Source organism: Jatrophihabitans sp. (genome assembly GCA_036389035.1).
In the GTDB taxonomy this organism is placed as follows: domain Bacteria; phylum Actinomycetota; class Actinomycetes; order Mycobacteriales; family Jatrophihabitantaceae; genus Jatrophihabitans_A.
In genome coordinates this window covers 73,592-85,961 of record DASVQQ010000016.1, presented here as the reverse complement: position 1 = coordinate 85,961, position 12,370 = coordinate 73,592, and the positions used below count along the sequence as shown (strand labels likewise).

Here is a 12,370-nt window from a genome sequence, read left to right as displayed (position 1 = left end):
CTCATAGCCACAGGTCGGTGTTGCGGGGGCGGGCCGAGCGGCCCCGGCCGGTCGCCATCACCCGCAGTTGGCGCTGCCGCAGCCGGCCGTATCCCCGGTCGATCCCGATCCAGCGGTCGTGGGTGGCCGACAGCTCGATCTCGACGGCAGGCCAGGACGCGGCCTGCTGGCCGAACAGCACCAGGATGCCGCCCTTGCTGCGGGCTCGTGCGTTGAGCCGGCGGGCGTCGCCGTCGGTGACCCCGCTGGTTCCTTGCATCGCCCCGGGGTCGGCGCCGGCTCCGCCCGGCCGGGCCACCACCACGTCCACGGCGTCGAGCAGGGCGCCGACCGCGGTGGTCCACGACGCCCCGGTCCAGCCCGGCTCCGGCGCGCTGATGATCGCCAGCCGTTCCAGCTCGATGCCGGCCTCGAGCGCGGCCTCCGCGCTGATCGCCGGCATGCCCACCATCGCCGTCCAGGCGCCGGCCGCCGAGGCCGGGCCGAGCAGGGCGAGCAGCAACGACACCGACGAGGTGACCGCGACGGTGCTGCCCCGGCGCAGCCCGTCCGGCAGCAACTGCCCGAGCCCGGACGGCACCGGCAGCGGCGGCAGCGCCGGGGTGGTCAGGGTGTTGAGGTCGCCGGGCTGCTGGGAGTCCAGCGCTGCTCGCAGCTCGGGGCGCAGGGCCGGTCGGCGCAGCGGGACCGCCGGCTGGCTGAACGGGTCAGGCTCGGCGACCGCGTAGGCGCCGTCGCTGTCGTCGAACTGCTCGGCTTCGAGGTCACGCTCGTGGGCGTCCTCCGCTTCCGGAAGGTCCTGGAAGCCGGCGGCGGTCATCTGACTATTTTCGAATAGTTGTTCGATTATGTCAATGTAGATCTTGCAGTCAGCTGGCCCATTCCGCAGTCACCAGCCGCCGCGCTCGGTCTGGTGAGGTCTTGACGCTATAACCCCTAAGGGGTTATAAACCTAATGTAACCCTAACTCCCTTGCTGCCTGGAGGCCCGGTGCCCAAGATCAACGTCTACCTACCCGACAGCCTGGCCATCGCGGTGCGCGATGCCGGCGTCCCGGTGTCCGCGGTCTGCCAACGGGCGCTGGCCGACGCCGTAGCAGCCGTCGACGGGGGGCTTGGCGCCGATCAGCCGGGTACCGGGCAGCCGGGCGCCGGGCAGAGCGAGAAGTCCGCTCAGCTGCGGTCCCGACTGACCCAGCGGGCCGAGAAGGCGCTGGCGGTGGCTACTGAGCAAGCAGCTGCGGCGCACCGTCCGGCGACCTCGATCGAGCTGATCGAGGGGCTGCTGGTCGAGGGCAACAACCTCGCGCTGGCGGTGCTGCGCGGCCTGGACATCGATCCGGAGGACCTGCGCAGCGAGCTGCGCGCCACCGAGTCGGCCGTCCGGCGCGCGTCGGAGACCCGGCAGGCCGCCACCTTGGACGAGGTGTGCGAGGCGGCAGCACAGGCCGCCCTGCTGCTCGGCCACAACTACATCGGTTGCGAGCACCTGCTGCTGGGAGTGCTGGCAGGTCCGGAGCACGACCTGGCGACCGCCACCCTGCGCACGCTCGGGCTGGAGCTGGACAGGTGCCGCGCCGCCGTCCGGGTGGCGCTGAGCGCGATCAACTACGCCCAGACCACCCTGTCACTGAGCGGTGTGAGCGCACCGATCCGCTCGATCCTGGAGGAGATCCGGCAGCGGCTGAGCAGGCTGGAGCACTCGCGCAGCTGATCTCGCCGCGTTCAGCGGGGCCGAGCCGTGGCCTCAGCCGGCGCGCAGCACCGGCTCGGTGTCGGCGTCCGGGTCATCGCGGTCGTTGGGGTCGTTCGGGTCAAGATCCGGCAGCCCGGCCGCCACCCGGTCCGGGTGCAGGAATACGAAGCGCTTGTACGCCCAGAACCGGAAGATCGTGCCGAGGCCGATGGTGAACAGGTTGACCACGTTCATCACCAGCACGTGATGCTTGAAGTGCAGCGGGTAGGAGAAGATCCCGATGATCACCAGCGCCACCAGCAGGGCGATCAGGTTGATCAGGAAGAAGAACCCGGCCTCCCGGGCGAGCTTGCTGCGGGCCCGGTGTGAGAACGAGAGGTTGCGGTTGCCGACATAGGTCACGCCGGTGGCGACCGCGGTCGAGACCGCCTTGGCGGTGATCTGGCCGTGATTGAAGAGCAGGTTGAACAGCAGCAGGTCGATGATGAAACCCACCGCACCCACCATGCCGAATGCCGTGATCTCTTTGACCAGGATGCGCCACGAGCCGCGGACGTGGTTGACGAGTGAGGAGAACATTGCCGTCGAGTGTACTTCCCGGACGGTTCGGTAAAACGATCCTCGCGCTGGTGTCAGGCATGGCGTCACGCCGGTGTCAGGCATCGCGTCGCACGGTGGCGATGCGGCCGGGTCAGCAGCTGAGCCGGACCGCCCCTCGCACCACCTGGGAGATCAGCTGCGGACTGCCCTGCCAGCCGGGCGGCTCGAAATCCTCCAGGACGGTGCTGAGGACGAACTGGGCGGCCAACTCGTGCCACAGCTGGGCCCGGCGCAGCATTCCGTGCCCCTCCCCGTACACCGACACGAGGCTCACCGCCGCACCGGCAGCCTCGATCCGGGCGGCGTAGGCCGCCGTGCCGGCTGGTGAGGTCATCCGGTCGGCGCTGCCGTGCACCAGCAGCACCCGCCGGCCGGCGAGCTGGCTGACCGGTTCGCTGGCCGGCAGCCACGGGGCCAGGCCCACGATTCCCTGGACCTGCGGGTGACCGCCGACCCGCAGGGCGGTCCGACCGCCCATCGAGTGCCCGACCAGGCCGATCGGCAGGTCACCGAAGCGCTCGGTCAACTGCCGCAAGGCCCACTCGGCATCGGCGACCGGAGCCGGGCCGCCCGCGGCGGCATTCCAGCCCCGGCTGGCATAACGCAGCCGGGCGACCGCCACCCGCCCCCCGCCGCGGCGGGCGATCCGACGGGCGAACGGGATCATCCGCAGCACCGCCAGCTGGCGGGCCCGCACCGGGTCGGTGCTCAACTCGCGGCCGCCGTGCAACACCAGGACGACGGCCTGGCTGGGATGCCGGCCGGTCTCCACCGACAGGTGCGGGGTGGCGGTGATCATGCTTGTCACCGTACCCAGGCTCCGGCGCCCGCGACCCCGCCCAACCCGGCCGGCGCCGCGCCGGTCAGCGGTCGGCGGCGCAGGCGCTAGATTCCACGACTGTGGATAGCCGAACCGGTCTGCCGGTCGTGGGCATGGTGGGCGCGGGCCAGCTGGCCAGGATGACCCACCAGGCCGCCATCGCCCTGGGACAGTCGCTGCGGCTGCTCGCCGACTCCGCCGACGACGGCGCGGCCATGGTGGCTGGTGACGTCCAGCTCGGGGACTACCGGTCGCTGGCCGACCTGCGCCGGTTCGCGGCCGGCTGCGATGTGCTGACCTTCGACCACGAGCACGTGCCGGGCGAGCACCTGCGGGCGCTGGCCGCCGACGGGGTGCTGGTGCTGCCCTCCGCGCCGGCGTTGCGCTTCGCCCAGAACAAGGCCGAGATGCGCCGCCGGCTGGCCGAGCTGGGAGTGGCCGCGCCGCCCTGGCGGGACCTGTCGGTCGAGGCCGATCCGCGCCGGGCGCTAGAGGAGTTCGCCGGGCAGGTCGGCTGGCCGGTGGTGCTCAAGGCGATCTCGGGCGGCTATGACGGCAAGGGCGTCTGGATCCTGGACTCGATGGCCGACGCCGAGCCGCTGCTGGCGGCCGGCACGGCGCTGCTGGCGGAGGCCAAGGTCGAGCTGGACTTCGAGATCGCGGCGGTGGTGGCCCGCTCGCCGTTCGGCCAGGGCGCGGCCTGGACCCCGGTCGAGACGGTCCAGCAGGACGGCATCTGCACCGAGGTGATCGCCCCGGCCCCGCGGCTGAGCGAGGAGCAGGCCGAGACGGCCCAGCAGCTGGCGCTGCGGATCGCCGCCGAGCTCGACGTCGTCGGGGTGCTGGCGGTGGAGCTGTTCGTCGAGCGGGGCGGCGCGCTGCTGGTCAACGAGCTGGCGATGCGCCCGCACAACTCCGGGCACTGGACGATCGAGGGCTCGCGCACCTCGCAGTTCGAGCAGCACCTGCGGGCGGTGCTCGACTACCCGCTGGGGGTGACCGCCCAGACCGCGCCGGTGGTGGTGATGGCCAACGTGCTCGGCGGCCCGCCGGACACCGAACCGGCGCTGGACGAGCGGGTGCACCACCTGATGGCCCACTGGCCGGACGTCAAGATTCACCTGTACGGAAAAGGATTCCGTCCCGGCCGCAAGGTCGGCCACGTCACCGCGCTGGGCGATGACCTGGCGCTGGTGCGCGGCCGGGCCCGGGCGGCGGCGGATTACCTGTCCCTGGGCCGGCGAGCGAAGGTGGATGCCCATGACCCAACAGCCTGAGCAGTCCGGCCGGCCGCCGCAGGTCGGGGTGATCATGGGCAGCGACTCGGACTTTCCGGTGCTGGCGGCGGCCGGTGAGGCGCTGGCCGAGTTCGAGGTGCCGTTCGAGGTCCGGGTGGTCTCGGCGCACCGGACGCCGGAGGCGATGCTCGACTACGCCCGGTCCGCTGCCGGCCGCGGCCTGCGGGTGATCATCGCCGGGGCCGGCGGCGCCGCCCACCTGCCCGGCATGGTGGCCTCGTTGACGCCGCTGCCGGTGATCGGGGTGCCGGTGCCGCTGAAGTACCTGGACGGCCTGGACTCGCTGCTGTCGATCGTCCAGATGCCGGCCGGGGTGCCGGTGGCCACCGTGTCGATCGGCGGCGCCCGCAACGCGGGCCTGCTCGCGGTCCGGATCCTGGCGGCCGCCGACGAGCGGTTGCGCGGCCGGATCGAAGCCTTCCAGGCCGAGCTGGCTGAGATCGCCCTCGGCAAGGATCGGGCGCTGGCGGAAAAGGTACGTACGCTCGATTGGTGAGCACCTGGGTAGGCGTCGATGGCACGCCATAGGTGGACGGGTCCACCGGATCAGCTGCGCTCGCGCCGCCGGGATGGGCTGAGTTCGCGCCGCCGGGCTGGGCTGAGCTCGCGCCGCCGCCGGGGCTGGCGCGGCTGGCTGAGCTCGCGCCGAAGCAGGCAGCTCGCCGCCGCCGCCCTGGCTGCCCTGCTGGTCATCGGGCTGCTGGTGGTGCTGAACCGGGAGCCGGCCATCCAGGTGTCAGCCCAGTCGGTCACCGGCACGCCTGAGCCGGACGGCCGCGCGGTATCGCTGGACACCTCGCTCTACCTGCCCCAGGACACTCCGGCCCCGGCGATCCTGCTGGCGCACGGCTTTGGCGGGTCGAAGGCCGGCCTGGACGGCCCGGCGCGCAGGCTGGCCCGAGCAGGCTACGTGGTGCTGACCTTCAGCGCCCGGGGGTTCGGCGCCTCCGGTGGCCGGATCCACTTGGACTCCCGGCGCTACGAGGTCGCTGACGGCTCCCGGCTGCTGGACTTCCTGCAGGCCCGTCCCGAGGTCGCCCGGACCGGGGACCGGCCGGTGGTGGGGGTAGCGGGCTCGTCCTACGGCGGCGCGCTGGCCCTGATGCTCGGGGCCACCGACCGCCGGGTCGGGGCGGTGGCGGCCGACATCACCTGGAACAACCTGGCCAGGTCGCTGTTTCCCAACGGAGCCGGGGGCGCTGACCAGCGGGCCGGGGTGTTCAAGAGGCTCTGGGCCGGCTACCTGTTCTCCAGCGGCTTCGCCGCCGCTCCGGACGGCCAGGCTGACTCCGGCGGTACTGACGGTTCCGGCGGCACGGGCGGCACGGGCGGCACGGGCGGTGCTGGTGGCACGGGCGGCGCCGGCGGCGCCAGCGGTTCCGGCAATGGGCCGGGCGCGCCCCAGGCGGGCTTCAGCAGTTGCGGCAGGTTCGCTGCCGAACTCTGCGCCAGCTACCAGCGGGCGGTCGCCGGCGACCCGCTGGACCTGCGGCTGGCCACCCTGCTGGCCGAGTCCAGCCCCGCCTCGGTGCTGGCCGGGATGCGGGCGCCGACCTTGCTGACCCAGGGCGAGCAGGACTCGCTGTTCCCGCTCAGCGAGGCCGATGCCAACGCCCGGCAGATCGCGGCGGCCGGCGCCCAGGTGCAGGTCCGGTGGCGCTCCGGCGGCCACGACGCTCCCGGCGCCGGTGACGATGTCACCGGCATGCAGCGAAAGTTCTTCGATCAGAAGCTGCGCGGCAAGGGCGGCACCAGTCCGGAGTTCCTGCTTTCCCAGCCGGGCGCGGGAATCTCGTCCAGTAGTGGCCGCACGGTCGCCACCACCCTTCGGGCCTTCGGCTACCCGGGCCTGCCCGGACGTCCGGACTTCACCAGCCGGCCGGTGACGCTGCGGGGCCCGCCTCGCCAGATCAGCGCACCTGCCGGCGGTTCACCGGCCGCGGTGTCGACCGTTCCCGGACTTGGCGACCTGATCGGTGGCGCGGCCGGGGCCGGACTCGGTGGCGCGGCCGGGTTGTCCCGGCTGCCCGGCCAGAGCGTGCTGTTCAGCTCGGACCCGCTTACCGAGTCGACGCTGGTGATCGGCTCGTCCGAGGTCCGGCTGAGGGTGACGACCGGCCGGACCGGTACGGCCACCCTGTTCCTGTCGTTGCGCGATCTCGGCCCGGACGGCTCGGACACCCTGCCGGCCCGGTTGGTGTCACCGATCCAGCTGACCGGCCCGCCGGGACAGGTGCAGCTGGTGACGGCCCGGCTGCCGTGGATCGTGGCCCAGGTGCCGGCCGGGCACCGGATCGCGGTCGAGGTGGCCACCACCGACTACGGTTACCAGCTGCCCACCGAGCCCGCCACCTACACCGTGGAGCTCGGCGAGACCCTGGCCGAGTCCGGCGCCACCCTCAACCTGGCGTCGCTGCCGGTCACCGAGGTGCGCACCAGCGGCGCGCGCAACTGGCTGATCGTGGCTGCGCTGGTGCTGCTGTTGTGCCTGGCCTACGGCTGGTGGCGGCTGCGGTCCCGGCGACCCGGCGATGCCGACCCGGCACTGGCGCAGGTGCCGATCGTGGTCTCGGACCTGGCGAAGGTCTATGCCGACGGTTACCGCGCGGTGGACGGGGTGAGCTTCCGGGTCGAGCGTGGTCAGGTGCTGGGCCTGCTGGGCCCGAACGGCGCCGGCAAGACCACCACGCTGCGGGTGCTGATGGGTCTGATCCTGCCCACCGCGGGCTCCATCCGGGTGTTCGGTCACGAGGTGGTGCCCGGGGCGAAGGTGCTGTCCAGGCTGGGCGCCTTCGTCGAGGGACCGGGTTTCCTGCCGCACCTGAGCGGCCGGGAGAACCTGCGGCTGTTCTGGGCCGCGTCCGGCCGGCCGGTCGAGCAGGCCCAGTTCGAGACCGTGCTCGAGATCGCCGGGTTGGGGGACTCGTTGGAGCGCAGGGTGAAGACCTACAGCCATGGCATGCAGCAGCGGCTGGCGATCGCCCAGGCGATGCTGGGCCTGCCCGAGGTGCTGGTGCTGGACGAGCCGACCAACGGCCTGGACCCGCCGCAGATCGCCGAGATGCGGCAGGTGCTGGGCCGCTACGCGGCGACCGGGCGCAGCGTGATCGTGTCCTCGCACCTGCTTGCCGAGGTCGAGCAGACCTGCAGCCATGTGGTGGTCATGCACCGGGGCCGGCTGGTGGCGGCCGGCTCGGTCGCCGAGGTGGCCGGTTCCGGCTCGACCCAGCTGGCCGTCGATGATGTCGACCGGGCCCGTGAGGTGCTGGTGGCCGCAGGCATGCCGGCCCGGGTGGTGCCGGCCCGTCGGGCCCTGGAGGACGTCTTTCTGGATCTGATCGGTGAGCGCGTTGACTAGCGACGGTTCTGCCCCGGGCCGCGTCCCTGGCCCGGCCTCGGCCCCGGGTCCCGCGGGGGTGCCGCCGACCAGGCGTGGCGTCCACTCCCGGCTCGCCCAGCTGCCCCCGCTGTCGGCCGAGCAGGGCAGCTCGGCCCAGCCGGCCTTCAACACCAGGCGCACCATGCCGCTACGGGTCGAGTTCGCCCGCCAGCTGACCCGCCGGCGCACCCAGCTGGTCGGGCTGCTGCTGCTGGCGCTGCCGATCGTCATGGCGCTGGCCTTTCAGATCGGCGGGTCGGGCGACTCGGACGGCGACCGCCCGGCGCTGGTCGACCTGGCCACCGCGGGGGCCGGCAACTTCGCGCTCTTCACCGAGTTCGCCTCGGTCGGCTTTCTGCTGGTGGTGATCGTGGCGATGTTCTGCGGCGACACCATCGCCAGCGAGGCGAGCTGGTCATCGCTGCGCTACCTGCTGGCGATGCCGATCCCGCGGGGGCGGCTGCTGCGCCAGAAACTGGTGGTGGCGCTGACGTTCTCGTTCGGGGTCAACCTGCTGCTGCCGGCCTGGGCGTACGTGGTGGGCGGGGTGTTCTTCGGCTGGGACCCGGCACGCTCGCCGTTCGGGGGCAGCTTCACCCACACCGAGACGCTGCAGCGGTTGCTGATCGTCGCGCTGTACGCCGCCGGCCAGGCGTTGGTGGTGGCCAGTCTGGCGTTCCTGCTGAGCGTGCTGACCGACGCGCCGCTGGCCGCGGTCGGCGGGGCGGTGTTCCTGGTGGTGGTGTCCAACATCCTGGACTCGATCACCGCGCTGGACCCGTACCGGGTGGTGCTGCCCACCCACTTCCAGTACTCGTGGCTGGACGCCCTCACCCCGGCGATCAGCTGGGAGGACATGATCCGGGGCTGCGCGCTGGCGGTGATCTACAGCTCCGTGTTCTTCACCCTCGCCTGGACCCGGTTCGCCCGCAAGGACATCACCAGCTGAGCGAGGTATTACGTTGCGGCGTCCTCCTCGCGGCTCACCTTTCCCTCGCGGCTCACCTTTCCCTCGTGGCTGATATCGGCTCCCTCATGGCTGATATCGGCGTTCAACCGAGCGACGAACTGGCGCGGCTCGTCCACCCATAACCGCACGGTGCCGGCAGGAACGACGCCCTTGGCCGTGGAGATCGGGGTCGGCGCCCGCAACCTGACCACGACATTGGTGCGGCCAGACACACCCAGGCTGACCTGGTCGCCCTTCTCACCTGCGGCGTTCTCACCGGCATTGACGTTGTCGCCTGCTTCGACGTGCAGGGTGAACATCGCGGAGGGCAAGTCGGCCTCCCGAACGCAAGCTGAGGCGATGGCGCCCTTCGGGATGACGATGTCGTGGTAGACGCCGCTGCGGACACGCAGCTGCTTGTGGAGCAGTAGGTGCGGGCGGATCCGGTAGGCGGCCAGCGTGCCGAGCATCCAGAACAGGCCCCATACGCTGATGAGGTCCACGATGAAACGGATGCGCTCCCACGGGATGATGAGGTGCAGGACTACCAGCTCCGTCGCCGAGCCGAACACCCAGAGCCACATCATGGGGGTGACGAGCTGGGCGTATCCCCAGGGCTCGGCCCCGGGCGGCACGTCCTTGCGCCGCAGGCACCACCGAGCAAGAGCGGCGTAGAGCTTCACCTCCAGGATCGCGTACCGCCGCACCAGGCCGGCGCCGCGTCGCAGCCCGTTCATGTGGTTCTGCCCTGAACTGCCGCACCGTCGATAGCCGCGCGCAGGCGGTCGCGCACCTCGGTCAACCCTGCCGCGAAGCAGGTGTAGCGGGCTGCGCTCATCTGGCCGAACAGGCTGCTCGCCAGGCTCGTATGACCTGCCACCAGCCAGTCGGCGGCTTCGCGTCCCTTCGCTGTCAGTTCGATGTGGATGGCGCGGCGATCGCGCGGATCGGGCCGGCGGACGACGAACCCGGTGGACTCCAGCCCGTCGATGAGCCCGGTCATGGTCCGTGGTGTCACGCCGACGGCATCGGCCAACTGGCGCTGATGAGCGTCTTGTCGCCGGTTCAGCTCCCACAGCACGTGCGTGCGGGCCTTCGTGAGCCCCCGGGCGCTCAGCTCGCTCTGCATGTCGCTCTCCATGAGCATCACTACTTCCATCAGGCAATCGAGGGCATCGACGAAGGCTGCGGCTGTGGGAGGCGTCGTCACCATATTAGTGAGTTAACCACATGATGTTGCACCCTCATGAACGGGGGCAGCACCTGTTCCGGCGGGTCCCACCGATCATTGCCTGCTGGCCCGGTAGTTGCGTCTGGGCACCTGGTGGGCATCAAGCCAGGCAGGTGGCACGAACCAGGGCACGCCGTCAAGCATGGTGATTCGCCAGCCCTGTTTTTCGAACCGGTCATGGTGGAAGTCGCACAGCAGGCACAGATTGTCCAGATCGGTCGAACCTCCCTGTGCCCAGGGCGTGATGTGATGTTTCTCCGTCCATTCGGGCGGGTCGGTGCAGCCGGGAAAGGCACAACCCTGGTCACGGGCGATCAGCGCCAGGTTCTGGCCGGCTGTGGCCAGCCGTCGGGTCCGGCCGTAGCGCAGGATCGCGCCCGAGCTGTCATGCACCACCCAGGCGATGCTGGCCTCGCCGGCAAGGCGCAGCGCCTGAGCGACGTGCAGTTGCTGGTCGAAGCTGGTCGTCACCAGACCGGTGCCCGTCTCGAACTGCTCGGCGGTCATCGTGATCAGCACGGTCGCCGGAACGCCGCCGCTAGCAGGCAACTCACCGGAGCGCAGCGCGAGCTTGAGCACTGACCGGAAGGCGTCGTGCAGCCGCTGACCCGCGTGGCGCTCGTCCGGCCCGCCGACGTCCGTCGGCTTCGGCGCGGCGAGCGAGTGCAGCACCGTCAGCGTGAGTGCGGCGGTCTCGCTGTCGAGGTCACCGTTGATCCGATACATCCCGTCGCCGCTGGCAACGCAGGTCAGCCGGCGCCGTCGTCGCTGCTCACGCTCGTCGGCGAGCCGGCCGTCCGGGTAGATGGTGTCGAGCAGCCGCCGCGCGATGCCGGACAGCACCCTCGCGTCGAAGAGCCGGGCTTGCTCGACCAGGAAGCACTCGGCCTCGGACACCTCAGCGACGCTCAGACTGCTGCGAACCTTATCGATCGCGTTGGCGATGACGTCGGCATGCTGGGCGGTTATCGCTCCGTCAGCCCGGGCGGCGGCCGTGGCGGGGAGCCGCGGCTCCAGCCGTTCACCGGTGGGAGACAGTCGCGAAGACAGCTCGCGTGCCCGCTTGGCCCGGAGCGAACTCTCACCCGGTGCCAGGTTGAGCAGCCCGGCCAAGAAGTAGCTGGTGCCGCGCTGCACGTAGCGGGCCGGCACGTTGCGGGCCTCGACCTCGGCGATCAGCAACTGGTCCAGATGCTCGAGCTGCCGGCGGGCCTGCTCGGCCAGCCGCAGCATGTCCAGTAGCTCGGTTTCGCCAAGCGGTGACAGTGGAATGGTCATCAGCTCGGCGACATCGGCGCACAACGCGGCGGCTGCTGCCACTGGTGTCGTCGCCATTGCTGTCATACATCAGACACTAAGGCAGGGGTACGACAACCTCTTCTCGCCTGTGGACAACTCGTTGGCTATCCACAAGTCAGCATTCAGCCCACCGACATGCGCTGCCGTGCCGGAGGATCAAGGTTCGAACTTAGAGGTTAACCGTGACGCGGAGGAAGGTGGCGGGAATGCGTGTCGCCGTGTCGATGGTGCTCGTGTTCTGGCTGGTGAACAGTGCTTCGAGCTCGTCCTGCAGTTCGGCTGCGCGGCCGTTCGCTTCCGCTGCCTCGTAAGCATTCATGGTGGGGCCGTAATAGGTCTTGAACGTAGCCAGGAAGTCTGACGGGCTTCCCTCGGTCTCAAAGGTATAGGTGTCCCTGATGAAGGAAATGTTGTCGGCAGGAACTCTTGCGGCGCCGAAGCGCTCTCTGACGTTGTCCTCGATCCCCCAGGTCATGGGGCTGATGAAGCCTTCCGGCGGAGGCGGAGAGTACGCGGAACTGATCTTGAGAATCTGCGCCACCAGTGTCGGATCACCAGAGATCCAATTACCCATCACTATTCGACCACCGGGCCGGGTAACGCGAACCATTTCCTTCGCGACGTCAAAGGGGCGCGGCGCGAACATCGCACCAAAAAAGCTTATAACCAGGTCGAATGTGTCATCCGCGAGTTCGCTGAGGTCCGACGCGTCGCCTTGCTGGAAGGTCACATTCGTAAGCCCCTGCTCGTCGGCCCGGCGCGCTCCAGCCGCGACCAAGTTCTCTGCGATATCGACACCCACCACCTGCGCGGCGTACTTCGCCGCAGGAATAGCGGTGGTTCCGTCACCACACCCAAGATCTAAGACCTTGGAGTCGAAGGCGATGCCGAGTCCAGCCACGATTGCCTCACCGCTGGTCCTCATACTTTCAGCGAGACGCGTAAAATCGCCCTTTTCCCACAATGCCTTATTCGCGTTCACTCATCTCTCCGCATCATGTAGGGGCAAGCCACTGGACGGATTAACGAGCCGCAGAATAACCGGCCCCGGTGGAGCCCCACAACGCTACTTAGGACGCCGATGTTCAAGGCAGGTTAG

General features: G+C 70.2%; 12 protein-coding genes. 5 read left to right on the top strand and 7 right to left on the bottom strand.

The window, feature by feature from the left end; all coding sequences use genetic code 11:
- Position 1: 1 nt before the first annotated feature.
- Positions 2 to 820: a hypothetical protein gene (locus VF557_11730; protein ID HEX8080874.1), complete on the bottom strand. Its 819-nt coding sequence runs from the start codon at positions 818 to 820 to the stop codon at positions 2 to 4.
- 170 nt (positions 821 to 990) lie between these two features.
- Between VF557_11730 and VF557_11725 the strand changes: the two genes are divergently transcribed.
- On the top strand, positions 991 to 1,713 hold the full coding sequence (locus tag VF557_11725; protein HEX8080873.1) for a Clp protease N-terminal domain-containing protein: 723 nt from the start codon (positions 991 to 993) through the stop codon (positions 1,711 to 1,713).
- A 33-nt stretch (positions 1,714 to 1,746) separates the two neighbouring features.
- On the opposite strand, the gene VF557_11720 is transcribed toward VF557_11725, so the two are convergent.
- Together VF557_11720 and VF557_11715 are read right to left on the bottom strand one after the other, a co-directional pair.
- The gene (locus VF557_11720; protein HEX8080872.1) at positions 1,747 to 2,274 is read right to left on the bottom strand and encodes a GtrA family protein; all 528 of its coding nucleotides are present in this window, start codon (positions 2,272 to 2,274) and stop codon (positions 1,747 to 1,749) included.
- Between the two features lie 112 nt (positions 2,275 to 2,386).
- Complete coding sequence (locus tag VF557_11715) at positions 2,387 to 3,103, bottom strand: alpha/beta fold hydrolase (protein HEX8080871.1); 717 nt, start codon at positions 3,101 to 3,103, stop codon at positions 2,387 to 2,389.
- A 92-nt stretch (positions 3,104 to 3,195) separates the two neighbouring features.
- Between VF557_11715 and VF557_11710 the strand changes: the two genes are divergently transcribed.
- From VF557_11710 to VF557_11695, 4 genes are read left to right on the top strand one after another with little or no spacing between them, the layout of a single operon-like run.
- The gene (locus VF557_11710; GenBank protein ID HEX8080870.1) at positions 3,196 to 4,392 is read left to right on the top strand and encodes a 5-(carboxyamino)imidazole ribonucleotide synthase; all 1,197 of its coding nucleotides are present in this window, start codon (positions 3,196 to 3,198) and stop codon (positions 4,390 to 4,392) included.
- A complete protein-coding gene (purE, locus tag VF557_11705) occupies positions 4,376 to 4,909 on the top strand; it encodes a 5-(carboxyamino)imidazole ribonucleotide mutase (GenBank protein ID HEX8080869.1) in 534 nt (177 codons plus the stop codon). Before VF557_11710 ends, purE begins: the two co-directional genes overlap by 17 nt.
- Positions 4,910 to 4,927: 18 nt before the next feature.
- Positions 4,928 to 7,771: an alpha/beta fold hydrolase gene (locus tag VF557_11700; protein ID HEX8080868.1), complete on the top strand. Its 2,844-nt coding sequence runs from the start codon at positions 4,928 to 4,930 to the stop codon at positions 7,769 to 7,771.
- Positions 7,755 to 8,741: an ABC transporter permease gene (locus VF557_11695; protein HEX8080867.1), complete on the top strand. Its 987-nt coding sequence runs from the start codon at positions 7,755 to 7,757 to the stop codon at positions 8,739 to 8,741. The genes VF557_11700 and VF557_11695 overlap by 17 nt, the downstream gene beginning before the upstream one ends.
- An 8-nt stretch (positions 8,742 to 8,749) precedes the next feature.
- On the opposite strand, the gene VF557_11690 is transcribed toward VF557_11695, so the two are convergent.
- The 4 genes from VF557_11690 to VF557_11675 form a co-directional block, all read right to left on the bottom strand.
- Entirely contained in the window at positions 8,750 to 9,478 is a 729-nt protein-coding gene (locus tag VF557_11690) for a hypothetical protein (protein HEX8080866.1), read from the bottom strand.
- Positions 9,475 to 9,954 carry a MarR family transcriptional regulator gene (locus VF557_11685; protein ID HEX8080865.1) on the bottom strand — a complete coding sequence of 160 codons (480 nt, stop codon included), beginning with the start codon at positions 9,952 to 9,954 and terminating at the stop codon, positions 9,475 to 9,477. Before VF557_11685 ends, VF557_11690 begins: the two co-directional genes overlap by 4 nt.
- Positions 9,955 to 10,026: 72 nt before the next feature.
- On the bottom strand, positions 10,027 to 11,316 hold the full coding sequence (locus VF557_11680; GenBank protein ID HEX8080864.1) for a DUF222 domain-containing protein: 1,290 nt from the start codon (positions 11,314 to 11,316) through the stop codon (positions 10,027 to 10,029).
- A 124-nt stretch (positions 11,317 to 11,440) separates the two neighbouring features.
- Positions 11,441 to 12,253, bottom strand: a complete 813-nt coding sequence (locus VF557_11675; protein HEX8080863.1) for a methyltransferase domain-containing protein — start codon at positions 12,251 to 12,253, stop codon at positions 11,441 to 11,443.
- Positions 12,254 to 12,370 lie beyond the last annotated feature (117 nt).